We start from the raw sequence: 18,562 nt of genomic DNA on the forward strand, positions 1-18,562 counted from the left end.
GAATGTAACCAAACTCGGCAACACAAGAAGGGCTGACATGAATATCGACAACGCAAATAACTGGGATCCGCAGGCCTTGGGCCTCGTCCCCATGGTGGTTGAACAGAGCGGACGCGGTGAGCGCGCGTACGACATCTATTCGCGCCTGCTGAAGGAACGCGTGATCTTTCTTGTCGGCCCGGTTAACGACGCCAGCGCCAACCTGGTCGTCGCCCAATTGCTGTTCCTTGAAGCGGAAAATCCGGACAAGGACATTTATTTCTACATCAACTCGCCGGGCGGCTCGGTAACGGCTGGCATGTCGGTCTACGACACCATGCAGTTCATCAAACCGGACGTTTCGACGCTGTGCATCGGTCAGGCCGCCTCTATGGGCGCCTTCCTGCTCAACGCCGGCGCCAAGGGCAAGCGCTTTGCGCTACCCAACTCCCGCGTGATGATTCACCAGCCGCTGGGCGGCTTCCAGGGCCAGGCCTCGGATATCGCCATCCATGCCAAGGAAATCCTGTCGATTCGCGATCGTTTGAACCGGCTGATGGCCGAACACAGCGGCCAGCCGCTCGAACGCATCGAAAAGGACACCGATCGCGACAACTTCCTGTCTGCCGAAGAAGCTGCAGAATATGGATTGATCGACAAGGTACTAACCCGCCGCGACGCGGCTTGACCGGAGACCTACAGATGACTAAAGGCGGCCAGGAAAAACTGCTCTACTGCTCCTTCTGCGGCAAAAGCCAGCATGAAGTCAAAAAGCTTATCGCCGGTCCGTCGGTGTTTATCTGTGACGAGTGCATCGCACTCTGCAATGACATCATCCGCGACGAGTTGCCGGAAGAAGCCGCCAAGGCAGGTCGTTCCGACCTGCCGACGCCGCGCGAGATCAGCTCCATTCTCGACCAGTACGTGATCGGCCAGGAAGTCGCCAAGCGCATCCTGGCGGTTGCCGTATACAACCATTACAAGCGCCTGCGCCACACCGCCAAGAACACCGGCGAGGTGGAATTGGCGAAGAGCAACATCCTGCTGATCGGCCCGACCGGTTCCGGCAAAACCCTGCTCGCCCAGACGCTGGCCCGCATGCTCAATGTCCCCTTCGTGATGGCCGATGCCACCACGCTGACCGAAGCCGGCTATGTCGGCGAGGACGTCGAGAACATCATCCAGAAGCTGCTGCAGAAGTGCGACTACGACATCGAGAAAGCCCAGCAGGGCATCGTCTACATTGACGAAATCGACAAGATTTCGCGCAAGTCCGACAACCCGTCGATCACCCGCGATGTATCCGGAGAAGGCGTGCAGCAAGCCCTGCTCAAGCTCATCGAAGGTACTGTCGCCTCGATTCCGCCACAGGGCGGTCGCAAGCATCCGAACCAGGATTTCGTCCAGGTTGACACCACCAATATCCTGTTTATCTGCGGCGGCGCCTTCGCCGGCCTGGAAAAAGTCATCCAGAAACGTTCCGAAAAGGGCGGCATCGGCTTCGGTGCCGAGGTCAAGAGCAAGGATGACGGCCGAGCAGTCGGCAAGATCCTGCTCGAAACCGAGCCGGAAGATCTCATCAAGTTCGGCCTGATTCCCGAACTGATCGGCCGCCTGCCGGTCGTCGCCACCCTGCAGGAACTGGAAGAGGATGCCCTGGTGCAGATCCTGACCGAGCCGAAGAATGCGCTGGTCAAGCAGTACCAGAAGTTGTTCAACATGGAAGATGTCGAACTGGAAATCCGTCCAGGCGCTCTTTCGGCGATTGCCAAGAAGGCACTTGCCCGGAAAACCGGCGCCCGCGGCCTGCGTTCGATCATGGAACACGCATTGCTGGACACGATGTACGAACTTCCCGGCATGGAGAATGTCGAAAAGGTCGTCATCGATGAAAACATGATCAACGGCGACACCCCGCCCCTGCTCATTTACGCCGATCAGCCAAAGGTTTCCGGCTCCAACTGAGCCGAGACTTGAATTGCGGTTCCCCGCCCCCACGTAGGGGGCACATACCTATTTCAAAGGCATCGTAATGTCGAACCCCAACACGCTCCCGGAATCCGTCGAACTGCCGCTGCTGCCGCTGCGCGATGTCGTCGTTTTTCCCCATATGGTCATCCCGCTGTTCGTCGGCCGCCCGAAATCCATCAAGGCGCTCGAAATGGCCATGGAAGCCGGCAAGAACATCCTGTTGGTCGCCCAGAAATCGGCGGCCAAGGATGAGCCGGAACCGGAAGACCTTTATCGCATCGGCTGCATGGCCAATATCCTGCAGATGCTCAAGCTGCCCGACGGCACCGTCAAGGTGCTGGTCGAAGGCACGCAGCGCGCCCGCATTGAGGCCATCGAGGTGCAATCCTCGGTCTTCATGGCAACCGCCGTCCCGCTGCCGCAACCCGGTGTCGAAGACCACGAAATTGAGGCCATGCGTCGCGCCGTGGTTGCCCAGTTCGACCAGTTCGTCAAACTGAACAAGAAAATTCCGCCGGAAGTTCTCTCCTCCATCGCCGGCATCGAGGATGCCGGCCGTTTGGCCGACACCATCGCCGCCCACCTGCCGCTCAAGCTCGAGCAGAAGCAGGAAGTGCTGGAGATGGAAAGCATCCGCGACCGCATTGATCGCCTGCTCTCCCAACTCGAATCCGAAATCGACATCCTGCAGGTCGAAAAGCGCATCCGCGGCCGCGTCAAGCGTCAGATGGAAAAGAGTCAGCGCGAGTACTACCTGAACGAACAGGTCAAGGCCATCCAGAAAGAACTCGGCGAAGGCGAAGAAGGTGCCGACCTCGACGAACTGGACAAGAAGATCAAGGCCGCCGGCATGAGCAAGGAAGGCCTGGCCAAGGCACAGGGCGAACTGAAGAAGCTGCGCCTGATGTCGCCGATGTCAGCCGAGGCTACCGTCGTCCGCAATTTCATCGAAACGCTGATCGGCCTGCCGTGGCGCAAGAAGACCCGTATCAGCAAGGATCTGCGCGAAGCCGAAAAGGTTCTGGATCAGGACCATTACGGCCTGGACAAGGTCAAGGAACGCATCGTCGAGTATCTCGCCGTGCAACAGCGGGTCGACAAGGTCAAGGCCCCGATCCTCTGTCTGGTCGGACCTCCGGGTGTGGGCAAGACCTCGCTGGGCCAGTCGATCGCCAAGGCGACGAACCGCAAGTTCGTCCGTATGGCCCTCGGTGGCGTTCGCGATGAAGCGGAAATTCGCGGCCACCGGCGCACCTACATCGGCTCGATGCCCGGCAAGATCCTGCAAAGCCTGACCAAGGTCGGCGTGCGCAATCCGCTGTTCCTGCTCGACGAAGTGGACAAGCTCGGCCAGGATTTCCGTGGCGACCCTTCTTCCGCTCTGCTCGAAGTGCTCGACCCGGAACAGAACCACACCTTCCAGGACCATTACGTCGAGGTCGATTTCGATCTCTCCGACGTGATGTTCGTCGCTACTGCCAATACGCTGAACATTCCGGCCGCACTGCTTGACCGGATGGAAGTGATCCGCCTATCCGGTTATACGGAAGACGAAAAGGTCAATATCGCCATGCGCTATCTGCTGCCCAAGCAGATCAAGAACAATGGCCTCAAGAAGACTGAAATCGCGGTGGCCGACAGCGCCATTCGCGACATCGTCCGCTACTACACCCGGGAAGCCGGGGTACGGGCACTCGAACGGGAAATCTCAAAGATTTGCCGCAAGGTCGTCAAAACCTTGGTCCTGAAAAAGCGCGATGCGAAGATTCTGGTCAATGCCAAGAATCTCGACAAATTCCTTGGCGTGCAGCGCTATAGCTACGGCATGGCCGAAAAGGAAAATCAGGTCGGTCAGGTTACCGGTCTGGCCTGGACGGAGGTTGGCGGCGAATTGCTGACCATCGAATGCGCCATCATGCCGGGCAAAGGCAACATCATCCGCACCGGTTCGCTGGGCGATGTCATGAAGGAATCGGTCGAAGCAGCCCGCTCCGTCGTGCGCGCTCGCGCCCGTCGCCTTGGCATCAAGGATGAGGCTTTCGAGAAGACAGACATCCACATCCACGTCCCGGAAGGCGCCACCCCGAAGGACGGCCCTTCCGCCGGCGGCGCCATGACGACCGCACTGGTCTCGTCCTACACCGGCATTCCGGTTCGTTGCGACGTCTGCATGACCGGCGAGATCACCTTGCGCGGCGAAGTACTGCCGATCGGTGGTCTCAAGGAAAAGCTGCTGGCAGCGGTACGCGGCGGCTTGAAAACGGCACTGATTCCGGAAGAGAACGTCAAGGACCTCGCCGAGATCCCCGACAACATCAAGAACAAGATCGAAATCGTGCCGGTCAAGTGGATCGATCAGGTTCTGGAGCGAGCCCTGGAACGCCTGCCTGAGGCGCTTCCGGAGGTAACGACCGAGAAATCCGCGGTTGTTGGCGCGACCGAGCCGGCTGCGGCACCGGTGACGCTTACTCATTGATTTACAAGGAAAGGATGCCGACGTATTAACGTCGCCATCCTTTTCCGCACCGCCGGCCCCGGGTATTCGGCGAAAATCCGCTTGACACAAGGATTTCGGGAGCGATATAAATCCGTCCTTACAAAAATTTCGCTTCACCATTCCATCCTATTAGGGGACCAATATGAACAAGACCGACCTGATCGACCATATCGCCACTTCCGCCGAAATTTCCAAGGCTGCCGCCGGTCGCGCACTTGACGCCACCGTTGCTGCCGTCACGGAAGCCCTGAAGAATGGCGACACCGTCAGCCTGATCGGTTTCGGCACTTTCTACGTTGGCGAGCGTGCAGCCCGTACCGGTCGCAATCCGCGCACCGGCAAAACGCTGGAAATCAAGGCCGCCAAATCACCGAAATTCCGTCCGGGCAAGGGTCTGAAAGACGCGCTGAACTAAGCGCGTCCGGGTGCTTAGCTCAGTTGGTAGAGCGCTAGCCTTACACGCTGGATGTCGGGGGTTCGAGCCCCTCAGCACCCACCAGAACTCCTGAAAAGGACACACAAACCCCGCTCACGTAGCGGGGTTTGTGCTGAAAGAGAGTGGCCAATGACTCCAGCATCGATGCACAGCGACCAGGACAAAAAAGGGGATGCATTAAAGACCCAGCGATTTCAGATGCTGGAGGACATCGCCAAGGAGCTCTCGGGTGAGGTGATTTTCCCCACCTATTTCGATGCCGTCATGCGCCTGCGCAAGGTTCTCCAGGATCCGGCCCAGAGCATTTCCGGAATCGCTGCGGCGGTTGCCATCGAACCCCTGATCAGCGCCAAATTGCTGCATCTGGCCAATTCCGTAGCCTTCAATCCGCAAGGCAGGGAAGTCGTCGATCTCAAGTCGGCAATTGCCCGACTCGGCGTCAACGCCGTACGCACCGCAGCACTGTCCATCGTCATGACCCAGTTGTTGCGCGCCAAGGGCATGGCCGCCTTCTCCGAGATAACGCATGCGCTCTGGGAGCATTCCATCCGCACCGCAGCGGCCGCCCGCATCCTTGCCAAGACGGCGAGTCGCCTGAATTCGGACGAAGCCATGTTGGCCGGCCTGATTCATGATCTTGGCGCGTTCTACATGCTCTACCGCGCGACGCAGTATGAAGAATTGCGCGAGCGCCCGGATAGCGTCAAGTACCTGATCATCCAGTGGCACGAAAGCATCGGCGCGTCATTGCTCAATGCCATCGGCATTCCCGAGGAAATCGTCGATGCCACCATTGACCACGACCGGATTCGCCCCACCCCGGACCCCATCCGCAACCTGCAGGAAGTGATTTACGTGGCCAACATGCTGGCTGATGGCCATTTTGAATGGTTGATGCAGGATCAGCAGAAATCCCCGGAAGAATTAACCGTGCTGAATGAAAAATATGGCCATCTGATTCCTGAAATCGATGCCCTGGCCAAGGAAATGCACGCCAGTTTCAGTTGAAATTGCGCGTGCCAACCCACCTTAGTCTTTCCGGCCGTGTCCGGTTTTGACTTGGGTCGATGCCAGGATGCCGCGCAGGATGTTGATTTCATCCTTTTCCAATCGAACGCGACCGAACATACGGCGCAATTTGGGCATCAAACGACCTGGTTGGGCCGGATTGAAAAACCCGGTATCGGTCATCACCGACTCCAAATGCCCGAACAAGCCCTCAACTTCGTCCAGACTGGCCGTCGGCGAAACGAACGGGGTAACCCCCTGGCCGGCAACCGGCGGTCGCTCGGAAAACGCTGCCATGCGGCATTCGTAGCACAACACTTGCACCGCCGAACCAAGATTGAGCGAGCTGAAATCCGGGTTGGTCGGTATCGTCACTGCCGCCTGACAATGCAGGATTTCCTCATTGCTCAGGCCGACCGTTTCGTTGCCGAAAACCAGTGCCACATCCCCGTGTTCCGCTTCGGCCAGCAGACGGGCAACCGTTTCGCGCGGCTGGCCGATTGCCGGCCCGAGATCCCGCTGCCGTGCCGATAGCGCTACGGCAAATACGCTTCCGGCAAGGGCTTCAGCCAGCGACGCGGTTATTTTTGCCTTTTCCAGCAGGTCGACCGCACCGGTCGCCCGCGTATCGGCTTCCGGATCAGGAAACTGCTTGGGCTGCACCAGATACAAACTGGACAAGCCCATCGTCTTCATGGCCCGGGCCACCGCGCCGATATTACCCGGATGACTCGGACGGCACAGGACGACTCTGATACGTGAAAGAAGGCTTTCCGGGTTCATAGTGTAAAATTCGTTCTTTCAATATAAATCGGGTGGCTTCTGCCACCCGATAGCTCTTTAAAGCCATGCATCCAGCCCTGAATATCGCCATCAAGGCGGCGCGCCGCGCCGGCCAGATCATCAATCGTGCTTCCAACGATCTCGACCTGCTGAAGGTTTCGACCAAGCAACCCAACGATTTCGTCACCGAAGTCGACAAGGCCGCCGAAGCCGCCATCATCGAGACGCTGCAGGAGGCCTACCCAGCGTACGGCATTTTAGCAGAGGAGTCCGGCGAGACGGCCGGCAAGGGTTCGGGCGACAGCGAATACCAGTGGATCATCGACCCACTGGACGGAACGACCAACTTCATCCATGGCATGCCCCAGTACGCCGTCTCGATTGCCCTGAGCAAAGGCGGCTCGATCGAACAGGCAGTGGTTTTCGACCCCAACCGCAACGAACTCTTCACGGCCAGCAAAGGCGGCGGCGCCTTCCTCAACGAACGCCGCATTCGTGTCTCGCGCCGCATCAAACTGCAGGGGTCCCTGATCGGGACCGGCTTTCCGTACCGCATGTTCGACAAAATCGACACCTACCTTGCCATCTTCAAGGAACTGTCCCAGAAGACGGCCGGCCAACGGCGTCCGGGGGCAGCCTCGCTCGACCTCGCCTATGTTGCATGTGGCCGTTTTGACGGCTTCTGGGAGTTTGGTCTGTCGCCCTGGGACATGGCCGCCGGCGTGCTGCTGATTTCGGAAGCGGGCGGCTTGGTCAGCGACCTGCGCGGCGAAGCCAACTATCTGGAAACCGGCAACCTGATCGCTGGCACTCCGAAGGTTTTTGCCCCGTTGCTCAAGGTCGTCGAAAGCCACCTGCCGGAATCGGTACGCGGCTAAACCAAGCTTTCTTGAGCAAACCCACTTCCTGACCCAGGGAGTGGGGATCCTGCAAACGCGGCAATCAAATGCCGCTGGGTTCCCAAGCACCAACTATCGACGGGAACCACAGGAGCCAATCAATCCGCGCTCCCTCCGCCTTACTCGCCGACGATATCGACGCCGGCCGGCGGTGTGAATTTGAAGGTGGCAGCAGGGAGTACCGGGTTGCGTTCAAGCCTGGAAAAGCGGATATGCGTCGTCTGCCCAAAGCTGTCGTGCAACTCCATGGCCTTCAGATCACTACCAACGAAGCCGAGACGTACGCTTTCAAAGCCACTGTCACTGGTCTTGGGCATCGCTTCGACCCAGGCCATCCCCTCGGCTTCGCCAACATCCTTGAGGGTGAAGTTTTTCTCCAAATCGTTGTTGCCCGAGAGTAGCGCGGCCGGCGACCCGTTGATTGCCTGACCGGCCTTGCGGACAGTGATCTGCTTCAGCTCGGTGTCGTAAATCCAGATTTTCTCGCCATCACCCACCACCAGCTGCGGGTAGGGTTTCTGGATATCCCAGCGCAGTTTCCCAGGCCGCGAGATGGCGACCAGGCCGGACGACTGCTGCGGCTTGCGCCCGCCTTTACCGATGACCATTTGAGAGAACTCGGCTCTCAGCGTCCGCGTGCTGCCGAGGAACTGGTGGAGTTGATCGACGGCACCGGCGTGAGCCCACTGGGGCAAAACGGCGACGACTGCGACCGACAGCATTTTCAGGGCAAATTTCATTCAGCTTCCTTGCGGGCCAAAACCTCACGGCCACCACGACCATCCATTGTCGAAACCAGACCGGCTTTTTCCATCGCTTCGATGAGCCGTGCCGAACGGTTATAACCGATACGCAGGTGACGCTGGACCAGCGAAATCGACGCACGCTTGTTCTTCAGCACGATATCGACAGCCTGGTCGTAGAGCGGATCACTTTCGGCATCGTTACTCCCCTCGCCACCCTCGCCGCCTTCTTCATCGTCACCGGCAGACCCGGTGAGGATATCTTCGATATATTCCGGCGCACCGGTCGCCTTCAGATGCTCGACCACACGATGTACTTCATCATCGGAAACGAAAGCGCCATGCACCCGGGTCGGGTAACCGGTACCGGGCGCCAGATAGAGCATGTCGCCCTGGCCAAGCAGTGCCTCGGCCCCCATCTGATCGAGGATGGTCCGCGAATCGATCTTGCTGGAGACCTGGAAGGACAGGCGGGTCGGGATGTTCGCCTTAATCAGGCCGGTGATAACGTCGACGCTCGGCCGCTGGGTCGCCAGCACGAGGTGGATACCGGAGGCACGGGCTTTCTGCGCCAGACGGGCGATCTGCTCCTCGACCTTCTTGCCGACGACCATCATCAAGTCGGCCAGTTCGTCGATGATGACGACGATGAACGGCATGGTCTTCAGCGGCTCCGGGGTTTCCGGCGTCAGCGTCAGCGGATTGGGGATGTGCTCGCCGCGCTTCTCGGCGTCGCGAATCTTGGTGTTGAGACCGGCGATATTGCGCACCCCCATCGCCGACATCAGCTTGTAGCGTTTTTCCATCTCCGTCACGCACCAGTGCAGCGCATTGGCGGCCTGTTTCATGTCAGTGACGACCGGTGCCAGCAGGTGCGGGATGCCCTCGTAGATGGACAATTCGAGCATCTTCGGGTCGACCATGATCAGGCGGACCTGATCCGGCTCCGCTTTGTAAAGCATCGAGAGGATCATCGCATTGACCCCGACCGATTTGCCCGAACCGGTCGTCCCGGCAACCAGCAGGTGTGGCGTCTTGGCCAAGTCGGCAACCACCGGCTGACCGCCGATATCCTTGCCCAGACAGACCGTCAGAGGACTCGCCATGTCGTTATAGGGCTTGCTGGAAATGATCTCGGAGAGCTTGACCATCTGCCGCCGGGCGTTGGGCAGCTCAAGCGCCATGCAGGACTTGCCGGGCACCGTTTCGACAACCCGGATCGACACCATGGCCAGCGCCCGTGCCAAGTCGCGCGCCAGATTGACGATCTGCGCACCCTTGACGCCAACCGCCGGCTCGATTTCATAGCGGGTGATCACCGGCCCCGGCAAGGCTGCCAGAACCTTGACCTGCACGCCAAAGTCGGCCAGCTTGCGCTCGATCAGACGCGAGGTGTATTCGAGGATTTCGGCGCTAACCGTCTCGGTCACCGGCGGCGCCGGATCGAGCAGGTGCAGCGGCGGCAGTTGGCCACCGATGATCGCCTCGGGGAAAAGGGCCACCTGCTTCTCGCGCTCAGCCCGCGCCTCGGCCTTCTTCGAGACCGGCACGTCGGGAGGCGGGGTTTCGATGATGATCGGATCGTGCAACTCGACCCGGCGCTTTTCTTCCTCGACGACAACCTCCCGCTGCTGCGCCACTTCGCGACCGATCTTCCGGTCACGCCAGGCATCGAGCCGGCCGTAGAAGAAAGCGCCGAAGGCTTCCAGCAGCGCCCCCATTTTTTCGAAAGCCCACAGCCAGGACATCCCCGAGAACACGCTCCAGCCGGCCGCGATCACCGCCAGCAGAAGCAGGGTCGAGCCGGTATAGCCAAGCTGCCGGGCGAGCACGCGGCTCATCTCGATGCCAAGCATGCCGCCGGGGCTGAGCGGCAATTCGGTCTGCATCGTGTAAAAACGCAAGGCTTCAAGCGACGAACTGGCCACCAGCAGCAGAACAAAGCCGGCCAGCGCGATCAACAGCGAGCGACGATCGCCGGCATCCGCCACATTGAGTTTGCGAAACCCCCACCAGACGGACATGCCAAGCAGCACGATCCACCACCAAGCGGAAAGCCCGAAAATATACAGCAGCAGATCGGCAATCCAGGCCCCGGCCCGACCAGCCGGGTTATGCATGGTTTGCGCGACAACGGCGTGCGACCAGCCCGGGTCTGCCTTGTCGAAGCCCCACAGGGCCATTGTCAGGAACAGCGCGACGGCGCCGACCGCCAACCAGCGCGATTCCTGCAACAACGAGCCGATCTTGTCGGGGAGCGGGCTCGGCGAACTCCGGTCAACCATTCTTGCGCCCATCGTCATGCACCCAGAATGACCACCAGATCGTTCTCGGTCGCGATGTAGCCGCTCAACTCCAGATCGCGCATGACCTTGCTGACCATTTCGCGCGATGCACCAATCATTCTGGCCATATCCTGCTTTGAAATCTTTTTCTTGACGATACGCCGCCCCTCTTCCTCTACCGAGAGATCGAGCAGCAAACGAGCGACGCGGCCATAGACATCGAGCAGCGCCAGACTCTCGATCTTGCGGTCGGCTTCGCGTAAACGACGGACGAGAATCTGCATCAGCTTCTGCGCCACCTGAAAGTTATCCTGCAGGCAGCGCTGGAACGCTTCCTTGCTGAGCACCATCAATTCGCAAGGTTCGCTGGCGACGACATTGGCGGAGCGCGGGCTGCCGTCGATCAGACCCATTTCACCGAAGAACTCGCCCGGCCCGAGCCAAGCCAGGATGATTTCGCGGCCTTCTTCATCGGTATTGGTCACTTTGGCCCGCCCGGTGAGCACGGAATACAACGAATCGGTACTTTCCGCCGCGCGCACAACAAATGCGCCGCGCTCGACACGTTTGCGGACGGAAACCCGGGAAAGTTTTTCCAGTTCGGATTCATCCAGCCCGGAAAACAGCGGCACGTTGCGCAATACAACCAGGCTCAAGCCGAAATTAGCAGCAGACATAAATCAGTTTCCGTTCATGGGGTTACGTATCGATTATAAACTGCTTTCCCAATCAGCACGGGAACTCGGGAAAAATCCGAGGCTCAGAGAAGGCTATAATTTTCCGCTTAACCACGAAAGAGGATCGTCATGTCCCAGCCCGCCCGCCACAGTCGTCTCATCATCCTCGGTTCCGGCCCTGCCGGCTATACCGCCGCCGTCTATGCCGCCCGCGCCAACCTCAAGCCGCTGCTGATCACCGGCCTCGCCCAGGGCGGTCAATTGATGACCACCACCGAAGTTGACAACTGGCCGGCCGATGCCGACGGCGTTCAGGGTCCGGAACTGATGGCCCGCTTCGAAGCGCATGCCCGTCGCTTCGAGACTGAAATCCTGTTCGACCACATCCACACCACCCAGCTAACCGACCGCCCCTTCACGCTGGTCGGCGACAGCGGCACCTATACCTGCGATGCGCTGATCATCGCCACCGGCGCCTCGGCCCAGTACCTGGGGCTGCCTTCCGAAGAAAAATTCGCCGGCAAGGGAGTTTCCGCCTGCGCCACCTGCGACGGCTTCTTCTATCGCAACAAGCCGGTTGCAGTAGTTGGTGGTGGCAACACCGCCGTCGAGGAAGCCCTCTATCTGGCCAACATCGCCAGTCACGTCACCCTGATTCACCGCCGCGAAAAATTCCGCGCTGAGAAAATCATGCAGGACAAGCTGTTTGAAAAAGAGAAGGCCGGCAAGATCACCATTCTCTACAACAGCTCGCTTGACGAAGTTCTCGGCGACGACTCCGGTGTCACCGGCCTGCGCGTCAAGAACGTACAAACCGGCGCGACACAGGATGTCGATGTCTTCGGCGTCTTCATCGCCATCGGTCACAAGCCGAACACCGACATTTTCGCCGGCCAGCTCGAAATGGAGGGCGGTTATCTGGTGACGCAGACCGGGCGCCACGGCAATGCAACGCAAACCAGCATCCCCGGGGTCTTCGCGGCCGGCGACGTGCAGGACCACATCTACCGCCAAGCCTGCACTTCAGCTGGTACCGGCTGCATGGCAGCGCTCGATGCCGAGCGCTATCTGGACCAGCTCGCCTAAGTCTCCGGCTTGATCGATCCGGACGATCTTGCAGCCTTTCGGGCGGCAGTGGCCGATACCAAGCCACTGCCGAAGACCGACCGCGTCCACCTGGGCGGGCCAATGCCACCACCCCGCCCGCTGCAACATATTGCCGATGAGCACGCCGCACTGCACGAGAGCCTGTATGGCGCGATCAGCCTGCAGGACCGGCTGGAGGGTGGCGACGAGCCGAACTACACACGAAACGGACTGGCCAGCACCGTGCTGCGTGATTTGCGCCGCGGCCGCTGGGTGGTTCAGGATGAAATCGACCTGCACGGCCTGAATCGCGAAGAGGCCAGGCAACTGCTAAGCGAATTCATGGTGGAGAGTCTGCATTACGGCAAGCGCTGCGTTCGGGTGATCCACGGCAAGGGACTGGGCTCACCGCAGAGAACCTCCGTCCTGCGCCAACTGGTACGCGGTTGGCTGACCCAAAGGGAAGAAGTCCTGGCCTACTGCCAAGCCAAGCCGCACGACGGCGGCGAAGGTGCGTTGATCGTCCTGCTGCGGGCCCAGAAAGCCCAGCACCGCTAGGCCTGGCGCACCACAAAGCCTAGTCGCCGCGCGCCAGGGCCTTCTTGAAACGCTCTGGGTCTTCAACTCCGGACCAACCGGTACCGGAATGTTTCTCGGACAAATTAAGGGCCGAATGCAGGTTGAACAGATGAAAGATTTCCATGGCGATGGCTGCCGGAAAACCCTGTCGCCCGGACCTGGCTGGCAACATCAGCTCGTTCAGGTAGACATCGAGTGCGGACTTGCCCCACAGCGCAACGATTTGCCCCAGGATGCGCGGGAATTGCTGCTCGATCTGGGTTGGATAGTATTTCTGCTCACCCCCCAGCAGGGCCATTAGCTGGGTCCGCAGTTCCGAAACATTGATACCGTTCGAAGTATCCACGGACCTGCTCCCAATGTTCAGACAGCCGCTTCGTTGGTTTCGCCGGTACGAATACGGACGACCTGCTCGACCGGCATCACGAAAATCTTGCCGTCGCCGATCTTGCCGGTCCGCGCAGCCTTGATGATCGCTTCGATGGCGGCATCGACATGCTCGCCGTTGACGACGATCTCGATCTTGATCTTGGGCAGAAAGTCGACCACGTACTCAGCACCGCGATAGAGCTCAGTGTGCCCTTTCTGGCGGCCGAAGCCCTTGACCTCAGTGACGGTCAGGCCGGAAATGCCGATTTCCGACAGTGCCTCGCGCACTTCGTCGAGCTTGAAGGGTTTGATGATGGCTTCGATTTTTTTCATGCTCTGCGTATCCTTTGGCTGATTCGGTTGCTCAAAATTCGTCTTGATAACGGTTGGTAATAGGATACCGCCAATCCTTGCCAAAACCACGCGGCGTGATGCGGATACCAACCGGTGATTGCCGCCGCTTGTACTCGGCAATACGCAGCAAACGAACAACGCGCCTTACGGCGTCTTCCGGCAGTCCGGCCGCGATGATTTCACGCGGACTGCGGTCCTCTTCCATGTAAGCCCGGACGATAGCATCGAGAATCTCGTACGGGGGTAGCGAATCCTGATCAGTCTGGTCCGGCTTCAATTCGGCGGAAGGCGGCCGGACGATGATGTTCTCCGGGATCACCGGCGACAGCGTATTGCGATAACGCGACAGCTGATAGACCAGCGTTTTGTAGACATCCTTGATGACCGCAAAGCCGCCGGCCATGTCGCCGTACAGCGTGCAGTAGCCGACGGCCATCTCCGACTTGTTGCCGGTCGTCAGAACCAGCGCCCCGGTCTTGTTGGAGAGCGCCATCAGGATGTTGCCGCGGATGCGCGCCTGAATGTTCTCTTCGGTGGTGTCGGCCGGCAGGCCGGTAAACAGCGGATCGAGCATCGACTGGTAGGTGTGCATGGCCGGGGCGATGGCGATTTCGTCATAACGCACGCCGAGCCGACGGATCATTTCCCGCGAATCGTCCAGGCTCATCTGCGCCGTGTATGGCGAAGGCATCATTACGGCGCGGACCTTTTCCGCCCCCAATGCATCCACCGCAACACATAGCGTCAGGGCCGAATCGATACCGCCGGACAGCCCGATGATTGCCCCGGGAAAGCCGCTCTTGCCGATGTAGTCGCGCACCCCGACGACCAGTGCACGGTAGGCTTCGGCCTCGAGTGAAAGCTCTGCCGCCAAGTCCTCAGAATGCAAATGACCGGCATCGTAGTCGACGATACCCAGCGCCTCCTCGAACTGCGCCAGGCGCATCCGGCAAGCCCCGCCAGCATCGAGGGCGAAGGATGCTCCGTCGAATACCAGTTCGTCCTGGCCACCGACCAGGTTGCAATAAATAGCTGGAATGCCGGTTGCCGCTACCCGCTCCCCGAGCACCTCAAGACGCTGCTGGTGCTTTTCCAGATGGCAAGGTGAAGCATTGAGAACCAGCAGCAGTTCGGCACCGTTGGCATGAGCCAGTTCGGCCGCGCCACTTTCCCAGATATCGGCGCAGATATTGATGCCGCAACGCACTCCGCCAAGAGTAACGACACAGGCTTCGCTGCCGGCGGCGAAATAACGCTTTTCGTCAAAAACTTCGTAGTTGGGCAGACGGATCTTGCGGTAAACGGCCTTTTTTTGACCATTTTCAATGACTGCCGCAGCATTGTAGCGGTACCCCTGATCCTCTTCCGGATAGCCGACAATGAGCGCGATGCCTTGAACCCGGCTCGCCAGATCGTCCAATGCCCGACTGCACGCCCGATAAAAATCCGGGCGGAGCAGCAGGTCTTCCGGTGGGTAGCCACACAGCGCCAGTTCCGGTGTCAGCAATACCTTGGCACCGCGCGCCTTGGCTTGAGCGGCGCATTCAATGATACGTTCGACGTTGCCGGTCAGGTCACCGACAGTGGCGTTGAACTGGGCAACGGCGATACGCAGCATCTGACCGGGTCTTACTTGGCTTCGGCCTGGTAACGGGCGACGCCTTCCAGGATTTCCTTGTGGGCGGCTTCGATCCCTTGCCAGCCGACAACCTTGACCCACTTGCCCTTTTCGAGATCCTTGTAGTGCGAGAAGAAGTGTTCGATCTGGTCGCGCAGAATCTGCGGAATGTCTTCGAAGGTATTGACGTCGTTGTACGTCTGGCTGATCTTGCGAACCGGAACGGCGAGCAATTTGGCGTCCTGGCCACCTTCGTCCTCCATTGCCAGCATGCCGAGCGGACGGCAGCGAACGACCACACCCGGCGGCAGGCCGAACGGACAGACGACCAACACGTCGACCGGATCGCCGTCACCGGCAATGGTGTTGTTGATATAACCGTAGTTGCACGGATAGTGCATGGCGGTACCCATGAAGCGATCAACGAAAATCGCGCCGGATTCCTTGTCAACTTCATACTTGACCGGATCGGAATGGGCCGTGATCTCGATGATCACATTGAAGTCGTCGGGAAGTGACTTGCCTGAAGATACGTTATTAAGAGCCATTTTTATCTCTGCGGTAAGGTTTGAGAACTTGCGATTATAGCGCTGCACGCGGCTTTCTCATTGCCAGGCAGCGAGGAACTCCTGCCAGTGCGGCGCGCCGATTTTGGCCAGTTGCGCTTTGACGAATTCGCCTTCGGCGATTTCCTCTTCGGCCGTCAGTTCGCCACGCAGGCGACGAAAACGGTTATAGACGAGATAGGTATTGATCACATCGGTTTCGCAGTAGTCGCGAATCTCGGCGCTCTTGCCGGCTTGCCAGGCCTCCCACACCTTGCCGCCGTCCATGCCGAGCTTGCCGGGAAATCCGTAAAGCTTCGCCAGATCGTCGAGCGGCGCGTTGGCGCGGGCGTTGTAGAGGGCCAGCAGGTCCATCAGGTCGAGGTGCCGCGTGTGGTAGCGGCTGATGTAGTTATTCCATTTGAAATCGCGGGAGTCGGCATAGTCACCATCGCCCAGATCCCAGTAGCGTGGCGCGCTGACACCATGCAGCATGCCGCGGTAATGGAGCACCGGCAGATCGAAGCCGCTGCCGTTCCAGGAAACGATCTGCGGCGTAAATTTCTCGATGCCGTCAAAAAACCGCTGGATGATCGCGCCCTCATTGAGGTCCGGTTCGGACAGCGACCAGACTTTCAGGCCCTCGCTGGTGCGCAGCACACAGGAGATGGTCACCACCCGCTGCAAATGCAGTTGCAGGAAATCATTGCCGGTTTTGGCGCGGCGCTGCTGGAAAGCGAGTTCGGCGACTTCATCGTCGGAAAGCTCACCGGGCAGGTCGTTCAAACGGCGCAGGCCGCTGACATCGGGAATGGTTTCGATGTCGAAGACCAGGACCGGCTTCATGCCGGGAAAACGCCCGTAGACAGGTAACGATCACCACGATCGCAAACGATGCTGACGATTACGGCATTTTCCAGCGTCTGCGACAGGCGCAGGGCAACGGCCAGGGCGCCGCCCGATGAAATACCGGCAAAGATGCCTTCTTCCATGGCCAGGCGCCGGGTCATTGCCTCGGCATCGGACTGGCTGACGTATTCGATGCGATCAACATTGGTCTTGTCGTAAATTTTCGGCAGATAGGCTTCCGGCCATTTGCGGATCCCGGGAATCTGACTGCCCTCCTCCGGCTGGCACCCGACAATTTCGATCGCCGGGTTCTGGGCCTTGAGGAAGGCCGAAGTGCCCATGAGGGTACCGGTGGTGCCCATGCTGGAGACAAAATGGGTGATTTTGCCGGACGTATCGCGCCAGATCTCCGGACCGGTGCCTTCAAAATGTGCCAGCGGATTGTCCGGGTTGGCAAACTGGTCGAGGATGATGCCCCGGCCTTCGTCGCGCATCCGGTTGGCGACATCGCGCGCCAGTTCCATCCCGCCATCCTTCGGCGTCAATACCAGTTCGGCGCCAAAGGCTCGCATGGTCTGTCGACGCTCGATGCTCTGGTTTTCCGGCATGACCAGGATCATCTTGTAGCCCTTCATCGCCGCCGCCATGGCCAACGCGATGCCGGTATTGCCGGAGGTCGCCTCGATCAGCGTATCACCCGGCTTGATGTCACCGCGTGCTTCGGCATGGACAATCATCGACAAGGCCGGGCGATCCTTGACCGAACCGGCCGGGTTATTGCCTTCCAGCTTGGCGAGAATGGCATTGCCACGCTTGTCGTTGTCAGCACCGGGAATGCGTACCAGACGGACCAGCGGGGTGTTTCCGACAAAATCCTGCAGGGTTTTATACATTTTTATGGAGCCACTCGATATATTGGGAGACGCCCTCCTCAACCGTGGCCATCGGCGCATCGTAACCGGCAGCACGCAAGCGGCTCAGATCGCCCTGCGTGAATGCCTGGTACTTGCCCTTCAGCGCCTCGGGGAAGGCGATGTATTCGAGCAAGCCCTGTGCCCGCAGCTCTTCCAGCGTCAGCGGCACCTCGTTTTTTGCCTTGCGACAGCCGTTGGCTGCGGCGACCGCGACATCATTGAAACTCTGCGCCCGGCCTGAACCGAGATTGAAAATGCCGGACTTCTCCGGGTGATCGAGGAAGTACAGATTGACCTTGGCGACATCGCCGACAAAGACGAAATCGCGCTGCTGACCGCCATCCGGATAGCCGTGCGAACCCTCGAACAATTTGACCTTGCCGTCGATACGGAACTGGTTGAAGTTATGGAAAGCAACCGACGCCATCCGCCCCTTGTGCGTCTCGCGCGGGCCATAGACATTGAAGTAGCGAAAACCGACGATCTGCGACGACGGATGCTGCACCAGGCGCTGGCGGACAACCTGATCGAAGAGAAATTTGGAGTAGCCGTAGACGTTGAGTGGCCCTTCGTATTGGCGCTCTTCCTTGAACACGCTGCTGCTGCCGTAGGTGGCGGCACTGGACGCATACAAAAATTGGACATCCTGATCCTGACACCAGTCGAGCAGGATCATCGAGTAACGGTAGTTGTTCTCCATCATGTAGCGACCGTCGGTTTCCATGGTGTCGGAGCAAGCCCCTTCATGGAAAATCGCCTCGATTTCGCCGTCGAAATGGCCGGCCTGGATGCGCTCGATGAAATCGTGCTTGTCGAGATAATCGGCGATTTCGCAGTCAATCAGATTCCTGAACTTGTCGGCCTTGGTCAGGTTGTCGACCGCAATGATCTTGGTCACGCCGCGCTCGTTAAGCGCCTTGACGATGTTGGAACCAATAAAGCCGGCGGCGCCGGTAACAACTGTGTACAT

The 18,562-nt window shown here is 59.3% G+C and carries 19 protein-coding genes and 1 tRNA gene; 9 read left to right on the forward strand and 11 right to left on the reverse strand.

All coding sequences use genetic code 11. The features are described 5' to 3' along the window. Window positions 1-37: 37 nt before the first annotated feature. From clpP to ACLIKD_RS11920, 6 genes are all read left to right on the forward strand, one after another. Window positions 38-667, forward strand: coding sequence for an ATP-dependent Clp endopeptidase proteolytic subunit ClpP (gene clpP / locus ACLIKD_RS11895; RefSeq protein ID WP_226416421.1), 630 nt, complete (start codon window positions 38-40; stop codon window positions 665-667). 14 nt (window positions 668-681) lie between these two features. Then, window positions 682-1,944, forward strand: coding sequence for an ATP-dependent Clp protease ATP-binding subunit ClpX (gene clpX, locus ACLIKD_RS11900; protein ID WP_428825228.1), 1,263 nt, complete (start codon window positions 682-684; stop codon window positions 1,942-1,944). Window positions 1,945-2,011: 67 nt separating this feature from the next. Further along, window positions 2,012-4,426: an endopeptidase La gene (lon, locus tag ACLIKD_RS11905; protein ID WP_428825229.1), complete on the forward strand. Its 2,415-nt coding sequence runs from the start codon at window positions 2,012-2,014 to the stop codon at window positions 4,424-4,426. 163 nt (window positions 4,427-4,589) lie between these two features. Next, window positions 4,590-4,862, forward strand: a complete 273-nt coding sequence (locus ACLIKD_RS11910; protein WP_226416424.1) for an HU family DNA-binding protein — start codon at window positions 4,590-4,592, stop codon at window positions 4,860-4,862. 8 nt (window positions 4,863-4,870) lie between these two features. Further along, window positions 4,871-4,946 (forward strand) — tRNA-Val (locus ACLIKD_RS11915). Window positions 4,947-5,012: 66 nt separating this feature from the next. Further along, window positions 5,013-5,891 (forward strand): HDOD domain-containing protein, encoded by an 879-nt coding sequence (locus tag ACLIKD_RS11920; protein WP_226471131.1) that lies wholly within the window; start codon window positions 5,013-5,015, stop codon window positions 5,889-5,891. Window positions 5,892-5,912: 21 nt separating this feature from the next. Here the strand turns inward: ACLIKD_RS11920 and ACLIKD_RS11925 are convergent, their stop codons facing one another. After that, window positions 5,913-6,674: an RNA methyltransferase gene (locus ACLIKD_RS11925; RefSeq protein WP_428825230.1), complete on the reverse strand. Its 762-nt coding sequence runs from the start codon at window positions 6,672-6,674 to the stop codon at window positions 5,913-5,915. Window positions 6,675-6,739: 65 nt separating this feature from the next. Here ACLIKD_RS11925 and ACLIKD_RS11930 point away from each other — a divergent pair, with 65 nt between their 5' ends. Further along, window positions 6,740-7,552, forward strand: a complete 813-nt coding sequence (locus ACLIKD_RS11930; protein ID WP_226416427.1) for an inositol monophosphatase family protein — start codon at window positions 6,740-6,742, stop codon at window positions 7,550-7,552. A 140-nt stretch (window positions 7,553-7,692) separates the two neighbouring features. Here the strand turns inward: ACLIKD_RS11930 and lolA are convergent, their stop codons facing one another. From lolA to ACLIKD_RS11945, 3 genes are read right to left on the reverse strand one after another with little or no spacing between them, the layout of a single operon-like run. Further along, window positions 7,693-8,313, reverse strand: coding sequence for an outer membrane lipoprotein chaperone LolA (gene lolA, locus ACLIKD_RS11935; protein WP_428825231.1), 621 nt, complete (start codon window positions 8,311-8,313; stop codon window positions 7,693-7,695). Further along, window positions 8,310-10,601 carry a DNA translocase FtsK gene (locus tag ACLIKD_RS11940; RefSeq protein WP_319002296.1) on the reverse strand — a complete coding sequence of 764 codons (2,292 nt, stop codon included), beginning with the start codon at window positions 10,599-10,601 and terminating at the stop codon, window positions 8,310-8,312. The genes lolA and ACLIKD_RS11940 overlap by 4 nt, the downstream gene beginning before the upstream one ends. A gap of 14 nt (window positions 10,602-10,615) precedes the next feature. Next, window positions 10,616-11,278 (reverse strand): Crp/Fnr family transcriptional regulator, encoded by a 663-nt coding sequence (locus ACLIKD_RS11945; protein WP_226416429.1) that lies wholly within the window; start codon window positions 11,276-11,278, stop codon window positions 10,616-10,618. Between the two features lie 129 nt (window positions 11,279-11,407). Between ACLIKD_RS11945 and trxB the strand changes: the two genes are divergently transcribed. Both trxB and ACLIKD_RS11955 read left to right on the forward strand, forming a co-directional pair. Then, entirely contained in the window at window positions 11,408-12,364 is a 957-nt protein-coding gene (trxB, locus tag ACLIKD_RS11950) for a thioredoxin-disulfide reductase (protein ID WP_428825232.1), read from the forward strand. A gap of 102 nt (window positions 12,365-12,466) precedes the next feature. Further along, window positions 12,467-12,922, forward strand: coding sequence for a Smr/MutS family protein (locus ACLIKD_RS11955; RefSeq protein ID WP_428825233.1), 456 nt, complete (start codon window positions 12,467-12,469; stop codon window positions 12,920-12,922). Between the two features lie 19 nt (window positions 12,923-12,941). Here the strand turns inward: ACLIKD_RS11955 and ACLIKD_RS11960 are convergent, their stop codons facing one another. From ACLIKD_RS11960 to rfaD, 7 genes are read right to left on the reverse strand one after another with little or no spacing between them, the layout of a single operon-like run. Beyond that, window positions 12,942-13,289 carry a hypothetical protein gene (locus ACLIKD_RS11960; RefSeq protein ID WP_428825234.1) on the reverse strand — a complete coding sequence of 116 codons (348 nt, stop codon included), beginning with the start codon at window positions 13,287-13,289 and terminating at the stop codon, window positions 12,942-12,944. A 17-nt stretch (window positions 13,290-13,306) separates the two neighbouring features. Then, entirely contained in the window at window positions 13,307-13,645 is a 339-nt protein-coding gene (locus ACLIKD_RS11965; protein WP_226416433.1) for a P-II family nitrogen regulator, read from the reverse strand. A 31-nt stretch (window positions 13,646-13,676) separates the two neighbouring features. Continuing rightward, complete coding sequence (locus ACLIKD_RS11970) at window positions 13,677-15,284, reverse strand: NAD+ synthase (protein WP_428825235.1); 1,608 nt, start codon at window positions 15,282-15,284, stop codon at window positions 13,677-13,679. A gap of 11 nt (window positions 15,285-15,295) precedes the next feature. After that, window positions 15,296-15,832 (reverse strand): inorganic diphosphatase, encoded by a 537-nt coding sequence (ppa, locus tag ACLIKD_RS11975; protein WP_226416435.1) that lies wholly within the window; start codon window positions 15,830-15,832, stop codon window positions 15,296-15,298. Window positions 15,833-15,889: 57 nt separating this feature from the next. Continuing rightward, window positions 15,890-16,675, reverse strand: a complete 786-nt coding sequence (locus ACLIKD_RS11980) for a 3'-5' exonuclease (protein WP_226416436.1) — start codon at window positions 16,673-16,675, stop codon at window positions 15,890-15,892. Beyond that, window positions 16,672-17,571: a cysteine synthase CysM gene (gene cysM, locus ACLIKD_RS11985; RefSeq protein ID WP_428825236.1), complete on the reverse strand. Its 900-nt coding sequence runs from the start codon at window positions 17,569-17,571 to the stop codon at window positions 16,672-16,674. The genes ACLIKD_RS11980 and cysM overlap by 4 nt, the downstream gene beginning before the upstream one ends. Further along, entirely contained in the window at window positions 17,564-18,562 is a 999-nt protein-coding gene (gene rfaD / locus ACLIKD_RS11990; protein ID WP_428825237.1) for an ADP-glyceromanno-heptose 6-epimerase, read from the reverse strand. Before rfaD ends, cysM begins: the two co-directional genes overlap by 8 nt.

Source organism: Azonexus sp. IMCC34842 (assembly GCF_050368855.1).
GTDB lineage: Bacteria > Pseudomonadota > Gammaproteobacteria > Burkholderiales > Rhodocyclaceae > Azonexus > Azonexus denitrificans_A.

Coding starts and splice junctions, on each gene's coding strand:
- clpP (WP_226416421.1), top strand. CDS start 38: ATGAATATCGACAACGCAAATAACTGGGATCCGCAGGCCTTGGGCCTC.
- clpX (WP_428825228.1), top strand. CDS start 682: ATGACTAAAGGCGGCCAGGAAAAACTGCTCTACTGCTCCTTCTGCGGC.
- lon (WP_428825229.1), top strand. CDS start 2,012: ATGTCGAACCCCAACACGCTCCCGGAATCCGTCGAACTGCCGCTGCTG.
- ACLIKD_RS11910 (WP_226416424.1), top strand. CDS start 4,590: ATGAACAAGACCGACCTGATCGACCATATCGCCACTTCCGCCGAAATT.
- ACLIKD_RS11920 (WP_226471131.1), top strand. CDS start 5,013: ATGACTCCAGCATCGATGCACAGCGACCAGGACAAAAAAGGGGATGCA.
- ACLIKD_RS11925 (WP_428825230.1), bottom strand. CDS start 6,674: ATGAACCCGGAAAGCCTTCTTTCACGTATCAGAGTCGTCCTGTGCCGT.
- ACLIKD_RS11930 (WP_226416427.1), top strand. CDS start 6,740: ATGCATCCAGCCCTGAATATCGCCATCAAGGCGGCGCGCCGCGCCGGC.
- lolA (WP_428825231.1), bottom strand. CDS start 8,313: ATGAAATTTGCCCTGAAAATGCTGTCGGTCGCAGTCGTCGCCGTTTTG.
- ACLIKD_RS11940 (WP_319002296.1), bottom strand. CDS start 10,601: ATGGTTGACCGGAGTTCGCCGAGCCCGCTCCCCGACAAGATCGGCTCG.
- ACLIKD_RS11945 (WP_226416429.1), bottom strand. CDS start 11,278: ATGTCTGCTGCTAATTTCGGCTTGAGCCTGGTTGTATTGCGCAACGTG.
- trxB (WP_428825232.1), top strand. CDS start 11,408: ATGTCCCAGCCCGCCCGCCACAGTCGTCTCATCATCCTCGGTTCCGGC.
- ACLIKD_RS11955 (WP_428825233.1), top strand. CDS start 12,467: ATGCCACCACCCCGCCCGCTGCAACATATTGCCGATGAGCACGCCGCA.
- ACLIKD_RS11965 (WP_226416433.1), bottom strand. CDS start 13,645: ATGAAAAAAATCGAAGCCATCATCAAACCCTTCAAGCTCGACGAAGTG.
- ACLIKD_RS11970 (WP_428825235.1), bottom strand. CDS start 15,284: ATGCTGCGTATCGCCGTTGCCCAGTTCAACGCCACTGTCGGTGACCTG.
- ppa (WP_226416435.1), bottom strand. CDS start 15,832: ATGGCTCTTAATAACGTATCTTCAGGCAAGTCACTTCCCGACGACTTC.
- ACLIKD_RS11980 (WP_226416436.1), bottom strand. CDS start 16,675: ATGAAGCCGGTCCTGGTCTTCGACATCGAAACCATTCCCGATGTCAGC.
- cysM (WP_428825236.1), bottom strand. CDS start 17,571: ATGTATAAAACCCTGCAGGATTTTGTCGGAAACACCCCGCTGGTCCGT.
- rfaD (WP_428825237.1), bottom strand. CDS start 18,562: ATGTACACAGTTGTTACCGGCGCCGCCGGCTTTATTGGTTCCAACATC.